Source organism: Aquabacterium sp., assembly GCF_029946005.1.
Classification (GTDB): Bacteria; Pseudomonadota; Gammaproteobacteria; order Burkholderiales; family Burkholderiaceae_C; genus Aquabacterium.
In genome coordinates this window covers 145,237-161,787 of record NZ_JAQSDR010000012.1, presented here as the reverse complement: position 1 = coordinate 161,787, position 16,551 = coordinate 145,237, and the positions used below count along the sequence as shown (strand labels likewise).

The following is a 16,551-nucleotide window of genomic DNA, read 5'->3' as shown; positions in this document are numbered from 1 at the left end:
GGGCCTAACCCCTCAAATTATTGCTGATCAAGAACCACGTCAAACCCAAGGTGACCAACAGCACAGTCACACCATAGCAGACCAGAACCACACGAAATCCATGGCGATAAAACGTTCGGATGCACAACGGCAGCCCGGAGAGCAAACCGCAGATCAGGTGAGCCAGCGGCGTAATGGCTGGATCGCGAATGCTGGCAAATAACAATGGAACGATACCATACACGCCAGCCGCATAGATCGAGGACGTCAGTAAGGTGCGAGGCTCGTATTTCGAGACCATGAGGGTTGCAGCAGTCACGAAATACATGATGACAAACGTTACTGCCACAGAAGCAAGGGACAAATACAAACCCTGCTGAGATCCTTCGTGGGCAACCTTGAAATAAATCAGCAACATGCCTGCGGCAAAAATGCCTACAGCAATTCTGAAAATATATACGTTCAGCATGCCGACCTCCAATTCAGTACGCTGCTCATCTGCCATTTTCGAGAGTCGCACATACAACTGGTCAAGAAAGCCCATCATGCCTTTATGAAGAAAATCAAAAACTCGCTTTACAATGGCAAAATAAGCCAAAACCTCATCACTTCCTTGATGCCCAAGCACAAAAATAAGTACATTGTTTTTGACGATTGAAAGAAATGCCACACCCAGGACCGATCTGTAGACAGGGTCAAAGGATTGCCCTATCGCCAAATATCTTACGTCCTTTCGCTGCTGGAGTACCACGGCCAATCTGGCCATGCGAAAGAATATTGCAAGTTGCCCACTATAAACCTGGGTCAACAATAACAATGTCAGCAACACATTCACTGAAAGATAGGCAACGATATCACCACCAGATAACCAAGCATATGCAGCAGCAGCCATGCTAGTTACAGCAGTCAAGAAGTTTATTTTTGTGAACGATTTCTGGTTGTCAACCGCTGCCATATAAGAAGTGTAAGAGCCCAAAAAAATTGTCGTGATGCCCTGCATGCATACCAGTGGAATAATTTCCACCCATCGAGGCAATACATCAACTGCCAAGCCCTTGGCCACAAATACCGTCGCGACAGCCAGCACACACAACGCAACCGTGATGGCCTTTGCCTTGAGCATGTACAAGGCGATCAAGGGCCTCATCAAGGTCTTGTTGGCCACCACCGCGCGAATATAGGCGTATTCAGATGCCTCTGAAGTGGCCGACAGGACAGACATCACAGCAACCGTTATGGCATAAGCAGAAATATCTTTTGCGCCAACCGCTGCGGCCATCACCATGAATGCGAGCAAATTAAGACCGCCAGCGCCAATCTTGCCCAACAGTAGTGCTGCGAACCTGACATGCCGATGGCGGCGCCATCCTCGCTCTAAAAAACCTGTCATGCTGCTTCGACACCAGAGCGTAACGAACGCATCACCTTGCATGGGACACCAGCTGCCAGCATATTGGCAGGGATGTCATGCGTCACAATACTGCCAGCGCCAATAATGGTGTTCTCTCCAATTTCCACGCCGGGCAAAACCACCACGTTGGCACCAAGCCACACATTGCGATGGAGGGTGATGGGTGGCTCTGAAGAAAATACTGCGCGATCTACCTCATCATGGTTAGCTGATATCAATCGGACCCCCGCAGCAAAGCGCACAGAATTGTCCATGATTACGCCATTTCTAGCCTGTATGTAGCAACCTATTGAAGAAGCAAAACAGATTTCGGCCTCCATGCATCCCGGCGTCCCTGTCAGCCGAATGCGCTCCGGAAATGATACCCTGGATGTATAATGAATGTTATATGCGCATTGCGCATTGATGCGAAAAAATCTTTGGAAAATAAGATTCAGCAGGAAAACACCGCGCCCCACGGTCCTAACCTGTTTTTTGTTAAATCGCATAGCAAGGACCTTTGTGAGAGAAAGAAAAGTCGTTATCGCGCTCAACAGCGCCTGGAATCTCTACAACTTCCGAGCTGGCCTGATCAAGGCCCTTGTGCAAGAAGGTTACGAAGTGGTCGCCGTTGCCCCCAGGGACGACTATGCCGATCTCCTCTCCACATTGGGTTGCCGATTCCAGGCCGTTGACCTGGACAGCCAGGGAACCAGCCCGCGCAAGGATATACGACTGCTTCTGCAATATATTCGGCTTCTCAAAAATGAAAAACCAACCGCATTTTTGGGTTTCACCATCAAACCAAACGTATACGGATCCTTGGCCGCTAAATTCACAGGCATACCAGTCATCAATAATGTAGCCGGACTGGGTTTTGCTTTCACAAAAAAGAACTGGTTGACCTCGGCCGCCACCAATCTCTACAAGCTTGCTCTGCGGCATTCGGCAATGGTCTTCTTCCAAAACGAGCAAGACCGCAGCATGTTCCTGAAGTTGGGGATCGTCAAAGCGGAGCGCTCGTGCCGCATACCCGGCTCGGGCGTGGATCTGGTTCGTTTTGGAACGTGCAACGCAGCTCACCCCATTCAGGAGCGGCCATTTCGTTTCCTGCTGGCAGCCAGGCTGCTTTGGGAAAAAGGGGTTGGAGAATTCATCGAAGCAGCCCGGCATCTGCGCCAGACTTATCCAGAGGTCGAATGTTGTGTTGTTGGATTCACCGCCGAAAACCATGCGAAGTATGTTTCGCTTGCACAAGTCCGCGCGTGGGAAACAGAGGGGGTCATCCGATACCTTGGCATCAGTGATCGCATAGAAGAAGAACTTGAGAAGGCTCATTGTGTCGTACTGCCTTCTTACTACATGGAAGGTGTACCGCGCACGCTGCTGGAAGCCGCTGCGGCCCGGCGCCCCATCATCACAACGGATTGGATCGGTTGTCGAGAAGTCGTGACAGACCAGATCAACGGCCTGCTATGCCGTCCAAGAGATGCAGGGCACTTGGTCGAGAAAATGACCGAAATGTTAAGACTGACACCAGAGCGCCGCATGGAAATGGGTGAACAAGGGCGATTGAAAGTGGAACGAGAATTCAGCGAAGAAACGGTGATCGGCATGTACACCGCCTTGCTGAGGCACCTGCCATCGATACCCTGACAGTACGCCGACTTACAACTTCCAAGCGCGCAGCAGTTTTTGCCACGCCCGCTCGTCATCAGTTTCTGTGCCGCGCAACTTGGCACGTACCACGACCAGAAAGCTGCCAAACAGCAATGACAGCAATGCTGCCAAGGCCACAAATTGCGCACGCTTGGGCCGGCTCGGAATGGCCGATGCAGAGGCCTCATCAACCTGCTGGAACAAAGGCCCTTCCTTGCTCTCATCCAGCTTGGCCAATTCGAACTGTCGGACCAGAGCTTCCAGTGCAGCTTCCCGTACCTTCATCTCCCGAAAGGCGCCAAGCGCCCCGCCATCTCTTTCACCGGCATCACTCGTCGCGCCAGACACCCTTGCACCTTGACCACTTTCAAGCAGGGTTAGCTGAGACCGAAGTGCTGCCAACTCTGCGCGCAGGCGCTGCATGTCAGAATTCTGGGGTGTCGCAAAGCGACTGAGTGCCTGCAAATTCACTTCTTTGATCAGAATCTGGGCACGCAACTCGACATTCGCGCGAAGGCTGGTTTCAGCGAAAGCCTGTGTGACGACAAAGCCGCTGCGTGCTTGCTCTCGCAGGAAAAGCGCCTCAGCTTTTGTCAACGCATCGCGCGCAGCAGTGACCTGCCCCTCGAAGAAAATGCGTCGCTGTTGGGCCTCGGTCAATGCGATCTTGCTCAGCATCTTTCGCAATTCGCTCACATGCGCATTGGCCAGTTCGACTGCAAACTTTGGATCCGTGTCTTCAACCGTGATCGTGATGAGGCCACTTTTTTTGTCTGGCACGGCATTAACCAGATCCGTCAGGGCGAAGCGAGCGGCTTCCACCGAATTTACCTCGTATCGGGATTGGAGTTGAAAGCGCGCAATCAACACATCCTGCAACCGCCTTGTTTTCAGGAACGCAATGTACGTGTCATCCGCTGATTTGAAACCCAGGCTGTTGCCCGCCATCGCAGGCAACAAGCCCAGTTGCGCCAACGCACCCACCCCTGAGGTCTGTGACTGTTGAGGCGGCATGATGATGGTCGTTGCAGCATAGTAGCGCGGCATCGACAGCACGCAACCAATCGATATGGCCACCCCTAGCAGGGCGATCACCAGTAGCAGCCTCTTGCCTTCTCCAAGGGTAATTAGAAGGCCAATCAACGGGGAACTCGATTTGCCGTCGCTCGAATGCTCGGTCATGTGGTCTTTTCCATGCAAGGGAAACTAGTCGCGCAAGGTCTTGATCGCCGCAGCTCCAAGACTGAACTGGTAGATGATCTGCGTGATGTCTTTGGCATTGCGTGTGAACACACTCCATCCACTTTCATGGTCGGTCTTTTCAGGCAATACGATCAGATCCCCGGCCAGCACCTTTGTGCTGGTGATGCGATTGAACCAATGGTCAGCATCAGACAACACACTGCCATCTGCACGAATGACGAACAACTCATCTTTGTCGGCGCCACTGGTCAGGCCTGCCAAGTCCAGATAGTTCTGGACCGTTCTACCCGGTTGCCATATCAACGAAGACTCTGTGTTGACCGATCCCAGCACATGCACGAAATCAGGCCTGGCAGGCACGACCAAACGGTCCTGGTTTTCTAGCTTCAACACTGGCAGTGCATCTGCAGTGGCCTGATCATCCGCCAAGCCCAGCATGATGCGTCCCGTCGGCTTGAGATTGCGCAAGCGATCCAAAGCCTGCTTTTGAGCCGCGGCCTCGGCTTGCACACGCAGCTGCGCCACGGCATCTCCGCTCACATTCGACAAGCTCGCTGCCGACGAACTAAGCTTGGTCTGGCTTTGCGCCTCCAAGCGCCGCACCAGGCGCTCCAAATTTTCCGCCTGCGTCTTGCGCACCTCTTCGCGGTAAAAACTTGATCCAAAAAGATAAGCATCCGGCGTCAGGCCACCGGCCAACTCCACCAACTGAGACAAACTGTCACCAGGCTTCATCTGATAGATACCAGGCCGCTGCACTTCGCCCTCAACCCGAACAAACACCTGCCTCTTGGCCTGTGGCACTCGCACATCATTGACCGAGAACACCGTCACCACATCGCCTGGCTGCAAGGTCAGGTTCTCGGGGCTGGCCGCATCTTCCAAAGCCTTGCCAAGGTTGAAAGGCACCAGCTTGACCGACACGTCGTTGCTGTCTACCCGTTCAATCACGGCGTAATCAAGGTTCACTTCATCCACCAGATTGCCAATGCGCTGGGCCAGCGTATCCGCAGTTTCACGCACATCGCGCAGGCCAGCGCTGTCAGAGTCGGTCACCCGGCCTTCTGATCCAAACAAACTGTCTGGCGATGGCTGGTCGTTGTCCATGCGATTGCGGCGCAAGGCATTGCGGTCAATCCGCCGCTTCTCATCCTCGGTCAGCAACACTTCGTTCTGGCGCTTCACGGAGGCGCGCGACATCAAAAATGCCTTGTTCGGAATCAGATCCCGAACCTTCATGCCCTGGTGCCACGGCAGACGCACAGGCTGGTCCACATTGCCCCGCAAGGTGATGGCGTTGCCAAACTCGGCAGTGAGTGATTGAACCGTCAGCAAGTCACCACTCTTCAAAGAGCGCTTCAGGCCCTCACCATCCAGAGCAAAGCTTTCAACACTGCGCGACGGCTTGCGCGAAGGATCAACGCGCTCCAGATAAGCGCGCTTGGGATCGGCCACCACGGGCAAGCCACCCGCCAAAGCCAGCACACTGTCGATGCTGTCGTTCTTGCCCGCCAGTTCATAAACCCCAGGCGTGTTCACCTTGCCGGTCAGGGCCACGTAGCCGCGCGCGGCCGGGATCACGATGGTGTCGCCGTCCTGCAGCTTGATGTCCGCACTCTTGTCGCCCTTGGACAAGAAGGCGTAGAGGTCCAGCTCAGCCACAACACGGTCGGCACGCTTGACCTGCACATGGCGCAAGCTGCCATTGGCGCCAGGCCCACCGCTGGCGAACAGCGCCGAAACCAAAGTAGACGTGCTGGCCAATGTGTAAGCCCCAGGCTTGCGGGCCTGACCAACCACGTACACAGTCACGCCGCGCAGTTGGCCCAGCGTGACGCTCAATTGAAAGTCGCGGTAATAGCGGCCCACGGCGGCATGGATCACGCCTTCGGCCTGCGAAGACTTGACGCCGCCCAATGACACGGCCCCCACGCGCGGGATGTGGATCAGGCCATTGCGGTCTACCACCGCCTTGACATCGACGTCCACCGCGCCCCAGCCACGGATCAGGACCTCGTCTCCGGGGCCCAAGGTGTAGTCGGGCGACACCGGGGTGTTGGCCAAGGGCTGGTAGCTGCCCGCTTGAGAGAAGAACGTGGCGCCATACAAGGACAAGGACTGCCCTGTGCTTTCCAGCACAAACTTCTGGAAATCGTTGGGCGGCAGGGGCCTTAAATTCTGATCGCCGGTGAAGATCTGCTGGGAGTTGCCGTTTCGCCCTTGCGCGCCCAGGCCTTGATTTGGATACCCGCTGCGCTCATCGCCCGACGATTGACGGATCTGGGGGCTGCCCATGCTGCTGTCCATTCGGCCCAGGCCAGAGTCCTGGCGACTGGCGCCACCCATGGAAGCACCAAAACCACCTTGACTTGAAGCCCCATAGGGGTCATCGCTTCTTTTGTCGGAACCCGCCCCACCGTTGCCAAAACTACCCAGCCCTTGCCCATGCGCCAAAGGCGCCACCAGCACTGAAAACGAAGTCAATAAAGCAATGATCTGGCGGAACGGATGCGACCTGCGTTGAGTCATGAGCCCACTTCTTCCATGTGAAATCGTCACCGGATTGTAGGGGGGCATTTCATGGATGAAAAACAAGCCAATCATCCTTGCAATTCTTCCTTGCTATGGAGCAATTGCAAGGATGATCGACCGCATTGCCTTTGCCCACATTCGCCAATTGCTGCAAGAGTTCTCTGCGGTCGCCATCTTGGGGCCCCGCCAAGTTGGATAAACAACGCTTGCGCTGAAAATGCCTACGCTGAGTTACCCACGGTGCTGGCCATTGAAGCGCCCGATTTGGCAGCAACGCCCCATGAGCGCTTGTGGGTCAGGGGCGGCTTTCCAGACTCGGTCTTGGCCAACTCTGACGCAGCCAGCATGCGCTGGCGCCAGCAGTTCATCACGACCTACCTGGAGCGCGACATTCCCCAACTGGGGCCACGCATCCCTGCACAAACACTGCGACGGCTGTGGGCCATGCTGGCCCACGAACAGGGCCAATTGATCAACGCAGCCAAGCTGGCAGCCTCGCTGGCCGTGAGTGGTCAAACCGTTGCCAGGCATGTCGATTTGCTGTGCGATTTGATGCTGGTGCGCCGCTTGTTGCCATGGGCATCGAATCAAGGCAAGCGCTTGGTGAAGGCCCCAAAAATCTACGTGCGCGACAGCGGCCTGGTCCACGCCTTGTTGGGCCTACCTACACGCGATTCAATCCTGGGCCACCCCGCTGCAGGCGGCAGCTGGGAAGGCTGGGCCATTGAAAACATCATCGCCGCAGCCCCTGAAGGGGCCACCGCCACTTTTTACAGAACATCGGCAGGCGCAGAGGTTGATTTGGTTTTGGACTTGCCAAACGCACAGCGGTGGGCCATTGAAATCAAGCGGTCTAAAGCCCCCGTCGTCAGCAAAGGGTTTCACACAGGATCCGCGGACGTTCAGGCCACGCACCAATGGGTGGTTTATCCAGGTGAGGATGTTTTTCCCATGGCTCCTCACATCAACGCGGCGCCTTTGACTTATCTGATGACAGCCTTGCAGAAGATGAGTTCAGATTGATCATAGTCAAAACAAATCGCAAACATTAAACTGATTGCCTTTTCTTAATCATCCATCAAGCCTAAAGTCAGCTCATTGGCACCCTCTGCCACCCACCTGACAAGAAAGGACCACCCCATGGCCAGCCCCTTCCACGACCCCGCCTCGGTCACCATCCAGAACCTCGAAGCCGCCTTCGCGGGCGAGTCAATGGCCCACATCAAGTACCGCTATTTCGCCAAGCTGTGCCGCGAAATGGGTGACGAAGACACCGCCAAACATTTTGAAGAAACCGCCAACCAGGAAGTGATGCACGCCTTCGGCCACCTGGATTTACTGTTCCCCAAGGCCAACATGACGCCAGCCAAAGCATTGCAATTCGCCATTGAGGGCGAAACCTACGAGTACACGACCATGTACCCTGGCTTCCGCAACGCCGCTGTGGCCGAAGGGCATGACGCCGCCGTGAAGGAAATCGACGACCAGATCGCCGAATCGAAGGAGCACGCCGCGCAGTTCAAGGCCGTGCTCGAGAAAGCCTCCAAGCGTTTCGCCGCCCTCACCAAGGTAGAAGAACGCCATGCCAACGCTTACCAAGCCGTGCTGGACAAGATTTCGGCCTGAACATTGGCTTTTTGCCTCAGAATCCACCCCCTGTTTTTGAAAGTTTGAGAAATGAAGACCTTCCAATGCGTCGTTTGCGGTTTTGTGTATGACGAAGCCGCTGGTATCCCCAGCGAAGGCATCGCCGCTGGCACCCTGTGGGCCGACGTGCCCGACACCTGGACCTGCCCAGACTGCGGCGTCGGCAAGTCCGACTTCGAGATGATCGAGATCTAAAAGAGAACACACCCCATGTCGTCTGATTCGGTCGTCATCATCGGTTCTGGCCTGGCGGGCTACAACGTGGCCCGCGAACTGCGCAAGCTGGACGCGCAAGTGCCCATCGTCGTGGTCAGCCGCGACCATGCCGGTTTTTATTCCAAGCCCATGTTGTCCAACGCCCTGGCCGGCAAGAAAACCGCCGCCACGCTGGTGATGAAAGCTGCCGACAAGATTGGCGCCGAAATCAACGCGCGGGTGCGGCCGCACAGCACGGTCGAGCGACTGGACACCCAGGCCCGCACGCTGCTGCTGAACAGTGGTGAAGTGCTGCCTTACCGCGACGTGGTTCTGGCCATGGGCGCCGACCCGATTCGCCTGTCCTTGAAAGGCAACGCGGCCGACAGCGTGCTGTCGGTGAACGACCTGGAGGATTTCGCCAAGTTCGCCGAAGCGCTGGACCACCCGGATGGCGTCAAGCACGTGACCATCCTGGGCGCGGGCCTGATCGGCTGCGAGTTCGCCAACGACTTGCTGCACCGGGGCATCGAGCCCACGGTGCTGGACTTGGCTGACCGCGCCCTGGGCCGCTTGCTGCCTGAAGCCGCCAGCCTGAATCTGCAGACCAAGCTGGAAGCCGCTGGTGCGCGCTTCCGCTTTGGCGTGGCCGTGCAGTCGGTTGACCTGGCCAGCGATGGCGCGGGGCTGCAAATCACCTTGACCGACGGCTCAACCTTCAAGACCGACCTGGTGCTGTCAGCCATTGGCCTGAAGCCCCGCACGGCCTTGGCCGCCAGTGCTGGCCTGCCGGTCAACCGGGGCATCGTGGTGGACCGCCACCTGGCCACCAGCGCGGAGCATGTCTACGCCGTGGGCGATTGCGCCGAGGTCGATGGGCACATCCTGCCTTATGTGCTGCCGCTGATGCAGCAGGCCCGCGCCTTGGCAGCGGGCTTGGCCGGGCAGAAAACGCCGGTGGCCTACCCCGCCATGCCCGTGATCGTGAAAACACCTGCTTGCCCCACCGTGGTGTGCCCGCCCCCGCTGGATGCACCTGGCGAATGGAACGTGACCACCACCGACGATGGCCTGGAAGCACGCTTCACGGCACCAGGGCAGCCCGAGAAGTTGCTGGGCTTCGCCTTGCAAGGCAAGGCCGTGAGCCAGCGCCAAGCTTTGGCCGCCCTGATCCCGCCTTTGTGGCTCTGAAATTCACTGGGTTTGTACGCGAACCCGGATTGCGTTAACCTTGAGCCCCTTCTGACGCAGCGCCTCCATGAGATGCGGCTGCAACTGCCGCAATTTGGCCGAGACTGCCGAATTGGCGGCCAGCAAGGTCCAGCCCTCTTCATCCAGAGGGCCAGGACGCACATGGGCAGCCAAGCCGACTGGCAGGACTGTCCGCACGGCCTCCAGGCACTGCTTGGAGGCTTCCAGCCGTTGCAACAAGCTCACCAAGGGTGTGGCCTTTGACAAGGCAGCCGTCAACCCAGGCACATCGGGCACGCTGGGCTTGAAGTTGAAGGTGGTTTTGCGGCTCATGAAAAACAGGTCGGCGAAAGGTTCAATGGCATGCAGATTCTGATCACCACCAGTCCCCTGGCACGCACCCGGGTCCTGCAGTTCACACCATGGTCGCTGGGCTTGGCCGTGCTGGCCTTGCTGGTGCCGCTGATGCTGGCGTCTCTGGGCTTTTACCACGCCATCGTGCTCAAGGCGGCGCATGAACATTGGCCCATCATCTCTGAAGCCGTTCGCTACGTTGAGCGCAAGGAGTTGGCCCAGCGCGACCGCTTCATGCGCGAGAACCTGGACGCCATGGCCGAGCGCGTGGGCGAAATGCAGGCCCGCCTGCTGCGCCTGGAAGCCGTCAACGAACGTGTGGCCGGCCTGGCGGGCATCAAACCCGAAGAGCTGAAACACATGGAGGGCTTGCCAGCTTCGGCCAGTGGTGGCCCCCTGGTGCCCTTGCGCCAGCCGCCCACCCCGTCCAGCACGACGCTGGAAGCGTTGAACAAGCAGATGGCGCAAATGGGCACCTTGAGCGACCGCAATGCCGACGTCCTCACGCTGATCGAATCGCGCCTGTTTGAAAAGCGGCTGGAGGCCTTGATGGTGCCCAGCAGCGCCCCGATTGAAGGCCCGGTGGGCTCGGGCTTTGGCTTCCGCCGCGACCCTTTCACGCGCGCACCGGCCCTGCACACCGGCCTGGACTTTGCCGCCGACGTGGGCACGGTCATCAACGCGGCCGCTGGTGGCGTGGTGCTGTCGGCCGGGCCCCATCCGCAATATGGCTTGCTGGTGGAGCTGGACCATGGCAATGGCCTGGTGACCCGCTACGCGCACGCCTCCAAGATGCTGGTGCATCAAGGCGACCTGGTCAAACGCGGCCAGCCCATCGCTGAAGTGGGCACCACGGGCCGATCCACCGGGCCCCACCTGCACTTTGAGGTGCTGGTGGAGGGCGTGCAGCAAAACCCGGCCAAGTTCCTGGCCGGGCAGGGCAAGGCACCGGTCAAAACCGCGTCCGCACTCCCACGATGAAGTTGCGACCCGGCAAGGGCGCCACGTCCTTGAGCACCGAGGTCGATAGGCGGATGTCTTCGTTCAGCAGGTTCTTGGCCAGCAGGAACCAAGTCACATCGTTGCTGCCGATGCGCTGCACATAAGCCAGGTTGGCATCCAGCTGCGTGTAAGAAGGCGTGGGCGTTTCAGACGCGGCCAGGCGGTCTTGCGACTGCGCATGGATCACCGATGCCCCCGTGCGCCATGGCCCTTGCTTGAAGCCAATGTCGGCCCCGAAACGGGTGGCGGGCTGCAGTGGCAAGCTGCCACCATCGTTCAGCGAACCACGTGAGGTGTCGGCAAAGCCGCGCCATGACAGCCCCTGCCCGCGTTGGTTGTAGCTCAGCTCAGCCTCGGCGCCACGGATGACGGCGTCGGCCTGGCCGAAAACGCGTTCACGCAGGTCACCGCCAGGCAAACCATCCTCGTCCACCAAGTTGCCGGTGATCTGGCCGTAGATGAAATCCTTGACGTGGTTCTCGAAGACGTTGGCCTTCCATCGAATCAGGCCGAGGGTCTTCTGCAGCGACAACTCGAAGTTCTGCGACGTCTCTTTCTTGAACGCGGCGCTGCCGACATCGAAGGTGCCAGTGGCATCGTGCGGGCCGTTTGAGTAGAGCTCTTCGGTGGCGGGTGCGCGCTCGGCCACCGAAACGGTCAGGCCCAAGCCATAGCCCGGCGTGAAGGGCCACAAGCCGCCCACGGAATACGAGGTGAGGCCGAACGAACGGTCTTCGCCCGTCACGGGCCGACGCTTGACGTTTTCATACCGCAAGCCAGCGTTCATGCGCACCGGGCCAAAGTCGCGCTCTTCCACCAAAAATCCAGCAGCCGAGGTCGATTTGGTGACCGGCACGGTGTCGGGGGCCCCGCCATCGGCGCTCAGGGCCGAGAACTTGCTGTCTTCGGTTTGCAGGCCGAAGGTGCCATGCCAGCCAGCGATGGGCGCATGCGTCAGTTCCCAGCGCGACTCGAGTGCGCGGTTCGCAAAGTTGGTCTCGGGCACGCCTTCCAGGTCCAGCTCTGAATGCTGGTAGTCCGTGTAGCCCAGCTTGAACTTGAAGGTTTCGAAGGACGCGAACGGGTTCTTGACCAAGGTGTCGAGGTCGTAGCGCGTTTGCTTCTGGTCGATCTGCGCACCTTCTTCGGTGGGGATGCCGTAGCGGCTCTCTACCTGCCCCACCGAAGCGCCAATGTGGCCCCAGCCCTGGATGTAAGAAGCGCCCACGCCCACGCTGTGCTGGCGGGCGTAGGACCAAGGCAAACGGCGGTCATCGGAAATCTTGTAGTCGCTGGCGCTGCGCGCGCTGCCATCCACGTGCAGGCCGATGGCCCCGGCGGAACCGGTGGCCGAAACGGAAGCCGTGGCGCTCTTGTCCACCGTGCCATGACGCAATTCGGCCTCGCCCGTGGGCTCCGGCTCCAGCACCGTGGGGATGCGGTCGTTGACCACATTGACCAGGCCGCCGATGGCGCCCGATCCGTAAAGCAGCGCGGCGGGGCCCCGCAGGATCTCGATCTGGCGGGCCGTGGGGCCGTCGATCGTCACGCCATGGTCGTTCGACAGGCCGGACACATCGGACACGTCCATGCCGTTCTGCAGAATCTTGACGCGCGAGCCTTCCAGGCCACGGATGATGGGCCGCGAAGCGCCCGCGCCAAAGGCCGAGGCCGACACACCCAGCTCATGGGACAGGGTATCGCCCAGAGAAGCGCCCATCTTGTTGCGGAGTTCATCGCCCGACAAGACTTTGGCGGGGGCGAGGATCTGGGCGCCTTCACTGGCGCCAAAAGGCGTGGCGGTGACGGTCACCGTGGGCAAGGCCACCTCTTGCTGTGGCACGGGTGGCGTGGTGGTGGGTACGGGGGATGCCGTTTGGGCAAAGGAGGTCGAAGCCAGGGCGGACAAAACCGCGCTGGCCAACAAAGTGCGTTGGAGCTGCATGAAGAGAATTCCTTGAAGGACAAATCAGCGACCGGCAGCGGCGCGCGTCCTCATGAAGGAAGGCAACGGGCTGACACGGTCGGGCTGGGGTCGAAGAACCTTCAGGCAGTCGGCGGCGCACGCGGCTGAAAATGGCCGAAGAACAGGCCTTGCCACGACGCGAAGCCGAGGGCAGACGGCTGCACATGAACCACGTGCGTCGCCAGGGGGCCCACCAGGGCGGCGGGCAGCAAATCCGCCAGGTAAGCGCCATCGAACACCACGCAAGAATGCGACAGTGAAGACGGGCTGGCCGGAGAACGGTCTGATTGGCCATGGGCCTGCAGATCGCCCTGGCCAGCGGCGTGGTCGATCCGGTGCAGCAAACCCGCCCACTGCGCGCACAGCAAGGCCGCAGCGAGCAAAAGGGCTCGCACGGCATTGGTGGACGACGCGGCAGCGCCGCGGAGGCGGGGGGATCGCATGGCGGCGTCATTGTAGGGGCCAACCCTTGGACACAGGCTGGCCTCACCCTGGTGCTACACTTTTTGGCTCCGGTTCTCTCTAAACGCTTCCATGTTGCCCAAGCTTCTCACATCGATTTTCGGTAGCCGCAATGAACGACTGCTCAAGCAGTACCGGCGCGTGGTCGAGAAAATCAACGCCCTGGAGCCCACGTTTGAGCCCCTGACCGACGATCAGCTGCGGGCCAAGACCGAGGAGTTCAAACAGCGCGTGGCCAAGGGCGAAACGCTGGACGACCTGCTGCCTGAAGCCTTCGCCGTGGTGCGTGAAGGCTCCAAGCGCGTCTTCAAGATGCGCCACTTTGACGTGCAGATGCTGGGCGGCATGGCCCTGCACAACGGCAAGATCGCCGAAATGCGCACCGGCGAAGGCAAGACGCTGACCGCCACCCTGCCCATCTACCTCAATGCCTTGACGGGCAAGGGCACCCACCTGGTCACGGTGAATGACTACCTGGCACGCCGCGATGCCGAGTGGATGGCCAAGCTGTACAACTTCCTGGGCCTCTCGGTGGGCATCAACCTGCCCCAGATGAGCCGTGAAGAGAAGCAGACCGCGTACAACGCCGACATCACCTACGGCACCAACAACGAGTACGGCTTCGACTACCTGCGCGACAACATGGTCTACGAGCTGGCCGACCGCGTGCAGCGTGGCCTGAACTACGCCATCGTGGACGAGGTCGACTCCATCCTGATCGACGAGGCCCGCACGCCCCTGATCATCAGCGGCCAGGCCGAAGACCACACCGCGATGTACATCAGCATCAACGCGGTGGTGCCCCATTTGAAGCGCCAGATTGGCGAGGCCGACCCGCGCACCGGCGAAGGCGTGATCGAAGCGGGTGACTTCACCGCCGACGAGAAATCCCGCCAGGTCTACCTGACCGAAGAAGGCCACGAGAACGCCGAACGCCTGTTGGGCGAAGCTGGGCTGTTGGCAGAAGGCGCCAGCCTGTACGACGCCGCCAACATCACCCTGATGCACCACCTGTACGCCGCCTTGCGTGCGCACCACCTGTTCCACAAGGACCAGCATTACGTGGTGCAGCAAGGCGAAGTCGTGATCGTGGACGAGTTCACCGGCCGCCTGATGTCGGGCCGCCGCTGGTCGGATGGCCTGCACCAAGCCGTTGAAGCCAAGGAAGGCGCGGACATCCAGGCCGAGAATCAAACCCTGGCCTCGATCACCTTCCAGAACTACTTCCGCATGTACGGCAAGCTGTCGGGCATGACCGGCACAGCCGACACCGAAGCCTACGAGTTCCAGGAAATCTACGGCCTGGAAACCATCGTGGTGCCGCCCAACCGCTTCATGCAGCGCAAGGACCAGTTGGACCTGGTCTACAAGACCTCGCAGGAAAAGTACAAGGCCATCGCCGACGACATCAAGGAATGCTACGGCCGCGGTCAGCCCACCCTGGTCGGCACCACCAGCATCGAGAACTCCGAGTTGCTGGCCGACATGCTCACCAAGATGGCCCTGCCGCACCAGGTTCTCAACGCCAAGCAGCATGCGCGTGAAGCCGAGATCGTGGCCCAGGCTGGGCGCCCCAGCATGATCACCATTGCCACCAACATGGCTGGTCGCGGCACCGACATCGTGCTGGGCGGCAACGTTGAAAAGTTGGTGCAGAACATCGAGGAAGATGCGTCTCTGGACGAGGCCACCAAGGCCCAGCGCATCGCGGCCTTGAAGGCTGAGCAGATCGAGCTGAACCAGAAGGTCAAGGACCTGGGCGGTCTGCGCATCATCGCCACCGAGCGCCACGAATCGCGCCGCATCGACAACCAGCTGCGTGGCCGTGCCGGCCGCCAGGGTGATCCGGGCTCCACGCGCTTTTACCTGTCGCTGGACGACCAGCTGATGCGCATCTTCGCGGGTGACCGCGTGCGCGCCATCATGGACCGCCTGAAGATGCCCGAGGGCGAGGCGATCGAGGCCGGCATCGTGAGCCGCAGCATTGAAAGCGCACAGCGCAAGGTTGAAGGCCACAACTTTGACATGCGCAAGCAACTGCTGGAATACGACGACGTGTCGAACGACCAGCGCAAGGTGATCTACCAACAGCGCAACGAAATCCTTGAATCTACCGAAGTGGCCGAGTCGATCAGCAGCCTGCGCAAGGGCGCGCTGACCGACGTGGTGCGCACCTTCGTGCCCGCCGAAAGCCTGGAAGAGCAATGGGACCTGTCGGGCCTGGAAAAAGTCTTGAAGGACGAATGGCAGATCGAGCTTGAACTGAAGAAGTGGGTCGAAGCCGCCAGCGCCGCCGATGACGACGACGTGCTGCAACAAGTGATCAAGGCCGGTGACGAGGGTTACACCACCAAGGTGACCCAGGTCGGCAAAGAGCAGTTCGGCACGTTTGAGCGCATGGTGCTGCTGCAGGCCATCGACAGCCATTGGCGCGAGCACTTGTCGGCGCTGGACTACCTGCGCCAGGGCATTCACCTGCGTGGCTATGCCCAGAAGAACCCCAAGCAAGAGTACAAGCGCGAAGCCTTCGAGCTGTTCGGCCAGTTGCTGGACGTGATCAAGATGAACGTGACGCGCCAGTTGATGACCGTGCGCATCCAGAGCCAGGAAGAAGCCACCTTGGCGGCGCAAGCCATCGAGCAGCAAGGCGAGTCCATCGCCAACGTCACCTACACCCATCCCAACGAAGATGGCAGCGTGGTCACGGAAACCGACCCGTCCACGGTGCCTCAAGAAGTACCACGCGTGGGCCGCAACGACCCCTGCCCTTGTGGCAGCGGCTTGAAGTACAAGGCCTGCCACGGCAAGCTGGCGTGAACTGAATCACGTGCCCAGGCAAAGATGATCAAGAGCCCTTCGGGGCTCTTTTTTTTGATCGCGACGCCCACATGCCGTTCGCGAAGCGCAGCGGTCACTCGTCCCACGGCGCTGGAACAAGCCGCCCCACGTCTCTATATTGCCGGAGACATGA

General features: G+C 59.3%; 14 protein-coding genes. 7 read left to right on the top strand and 7 right to left on the bottom strand.

Annotation, left to right across the window (positions count from 1 at the left end):
• Positions 1 to 4 precede the first annotated feature (4 nt).
• Together PSV38_RS08960 and PSV38_RS08955 are read right to left on the bottom strand one after the other, a co-directional pair.
• The gene (locus PSV38_RS08960) at positions 5 to 1,369 is read right to left on the bottom strand and encodes a hypothetical protein (protein WP_300546701.1); all 1,365 of its coding nucleotides are present in this window, start codon (positions 1,367 to 1,369) and stop codon (positions 5 to 7) included.
• The gene (locus PSV38_RS08955; protein WP_300546700.1) at positions 1,366 to 1,878 is read right to left on the bottom strand and encodes an acyltransferase; all 513 of its coding nucleotides are present in this window, start codon (positions 1,876 to 1,878) and stop codon (positions 1,366 to 1,368) included. Before PSV38_RS08955 ends, PSV38_RS08960 begins: the two co-directional genes overlap by 4 nt.
• 13 nt (positions 1,879 to 1,891) lie before the next feature.
• Here PSV38_RS08955 and PSV38_RS08950 point away from each other — a divergent pair, with 13 nt between their 5' ends.
• Positions 1,892 to 3,025, top strand: coding sequence for a glycosyltransferase family 4 protein (locus tag PSV38_RS08950; protein ID WP_300546698.1), 1,134 nt, complete (start codon positions 1,892 to 1,894; stop codon positions 3,023 to 3,025).
• Between the two features lie 12 nt (positions 3,026 to 3,037).
• Here the strand turns inward: PSV38_RS08950 and PSV38_RS08945 are convergent, their stop codons facing one another.
• Together PSV38_RS08945 and PSV38_RS08940 are read right to left on the bottom strand one after the other, a co-directional pair.
• Positions 3,038 to 4,210: a Wzz/FepE/Etk N-terminal domain-containing protein gene (locus tag PSV38_RS08945; RefSeq protein ID WP_300546696.1), complete on the bottom strand. Its 1,173-nt coding sequence runs from the start codon at positions 4,208 to 4,210 to the stop codon at positions 3,038 to 3,040.
• Positions 4,211 to 4,234: 24 nt separating this feature from the next.
• Positions 4,235 to 6,760: an SLBB domain-containing protein gene (locus tag PSV38_RS08940; RefSeq protein WP_300546694.1), complete on the bottom strand. Its 2,526-nt coding sequence runs from the start codon at positions 6,758 to 6,760 to the stop codon at positions 4,235 to 4,237.
• Positions 6,761 to 7,003: 243 nt separating this feature from the next.
• On the opposite strand from PSV38_RS08940, the gene PSV38_RS08935 reads away from it, so the two are divergent.
• The 4 genes from PSV38_RS08935 (at position 7,004) to PSV38_RS08920 (ending at position 9,796) form a co-directional block, all read left to right on the top strand.
• Positions 7,004 to 7,786, top strand: coding sequence for a DUF4143 domain-containing protein (locus tag PSV38_RS08935; RefSeq protein ID WP_300546692.1), 783 nt, complete (start codon positions 7,004 to 7,006; stop codon positions 7,784 to 7,786).
• A 117-nt stretch (positions 7,787 to 7,903) separates the two neighbouring features.
• Positions 7,904 to 8,389, top strand: a complete 486-nt coding sequence (locus PSV38_RS08930; RefSeq protein WP_300546690.1) for a rubrerythrin family protein — start codon at positions 7,904 to 7,906, stop codon at positions 8,387 to 8,389.
• 51 nt (positions 8,390 to 8,440) lie between these two features.
• Complete coding sequence (locus PSV38_RS08925) at positions 8,441 to 8,605, top strand: rubredoxin (protein WP_230181663.1); 165 nt, start codon at positions 8,441 to 8,443, stop codon at positions 8,603 to 8,605.
• 15 nt (positions 8,606 to 8,620) lie between these two features.
• Entirely contained in the window at positions 8,621 to 9,796 is a 1,176-nt protein-coding gene (locus PSV38_RS08920; protein ID WP_300546688.1) for an FAD-dependent oxidoreductase, read from the top strand.
• A 3-nt stretch (positions 9,797 to 9,799) separates the two neighbouring features.
• Here PSV38_RS08920 and PSV38_RS08915 read toward each other — a convergent pair whose 3' ends face one another.
• Positions 9,800 to 10,129: a DciA family protein gene (locus PSV38_RS08915; RefSeq protein WP_300546687.1), complete on the bottom strand. Its 330-nt coding sequence runs from the start codon at positions 10,127 to 10,129 to the stop codon at positions 9,800 to 9,802.
• Between the two features lie 30 nt (positions 10,130 to 10,159).
• Here PSV38_RS08915 and PSV38_RS08910 point away from each other — a divergent pair, with 30 nt between their 5' ends.
• Entirely contained in the window at positions 10,160 to 11,131 is a 972-nt protein-coding gene (locus tag PSV38_RS08910) for a M23 family metallopeptidase (RefSeq protein ID WP_300546686.1), read from the top strand.
• Here PSV38_RS08910 and PSV38_RS08905 read toward each other — a convergent pair.
• On the bottom strand, positions 11,103 to 13,097 hold the full coding sequence (locus PSV38_RS08905) for a TonB-dependent receptor (protein ID WP_300546685.1): 1,995 nt from the start codon (positions 13,095 to 13,097) through the stop codon (positions 11,103 to 11,105). The genes PSV38_RS08910 and PSV38_RS08905 overlap by 29 nt on opposite strands.
• Before the next feature lie 101 nt (positions 13,098 to 13,198).
• Complete coding sequence (locus PSV38_RS08900) at positions 13,199 to 13,561, bottom strand: hypothetical protein (RefSeq protein ID WP_300546683.1); 363 nt, start codon at positions 13,559 to 13,561, stop codon at positions 13,199 to 13,201.
• Positions 13,562 to 13,652: 91 nt separating this feature from the next.
• Between PSV38_RS08900 and secA the strand changes: the two genes are divergently transcribed.
• Positions 13,653 to 16,397, top strand: coding sequence for a preprotein translocase subunit SecA (gene secA / locus PSV38_RS08895; RefSeq protein ID WP_300546682.1), 2,745 nt, complete (start codon positions 13,653 to 13,655; stop codon positions 16,395 to 16,397).
• The last annotated feature ends 154 nt before the right edge of the window (positions 16,398 to 16,551 follow it).

What these genes read in the sequence shown, in the direction of transcription:
- PSV38_RS08960 (WP_300546701.1), bottom strand. Translation starts at nt 1,369, where the DNA reads ATGACAGGTTTTTTAGAGCGAGGATGGCGCCGCCATCGGCATGTCAGG.
- PSV38_RS08955 (WP_300546700.1), bottom strand. Translation starts at nt 1,878, where the DNA reads ATGCGATTTAACAAAAAACAGGTTAGGACCGTGGGGCGCGGTGTTTTC.
- PSV38_RS08945 (WP_300546696.1), bottom strand. Translation starts at nt 4,210, where the DNA reads ATGACCGAGCATTCGAGCGACGGCAAATCGAGTTCCCCGTTGATTGGC.
- PSV38_RS08940 (WP_300546694.1), bottom strand. Translation starts at nt 6,760, where the DNA reads ATGACTCAACGCAGGTCGCATCCGTTCCGCCAGATCATTGCTTTATTG.
- PSV38_RS08930 (WP_300546690.1), top strand. Translation starts at nt 7,904, where the DNA reads ATGGCCAGCCCCTTCCACGACCCCGCCTCGGTCACCATCCAGAACCTC.
- PSV38_RS08925 (WP_230181663.1), top strand. Translation starts at nt 8,441, where the DNA reads ATGAAGACCTTCCAATGCGTCGTTTGCGGTTTTGTGTATGACGAAGCC.
- PSV38_RS08920 (WP_300546688.1), top strand. Translation starts at nt 8,621, where the DNA reads ATGTCGTCTGATTCGGTCGTCATCATCGGTTCTGGCCTGGCGGGCTAC.
- PSV38_RS08915 (WP_300546687.1), bottom strand. Translation starts at nt 10,129, where the DNA reads ATGAGCCGCAAAACCACCTTCAACTTCAAGCCCAGCGTGCCCGATGTG.
- PSV38_RS08910 (WP_300546686.1), top strand. Translation starts at nt 10,160, where the DNA reads ATGCAGATTCTGATCACCACCAGTCCCCTGGCACGCACCCGGGTCCTG.
- PSV38_RS08905 (WP_300546685.1), bottom strand. Translation starts at nt 13,097, where the DNA reads ATGCAGCTCCAACGCACTTTGTTGGCCAGCGCGGTTTTGTCCGCCCTG.
- PSV38_RS08900 (WP_300546683.1), bottom strand. Translation starts at nt 13,561, where the DNA reads ATGCGATCCCCCCGCCTCCGCGGCGCTGCCGCGTCGTCCACCAATGCC.
- secA (WP_300546682.1), top strand. Translation starts at nt 13,653, where the DNA reads ATGTTGCCCAAGCTTCTCACATCGATTTTCGGTAGCCGCAATGAACGA.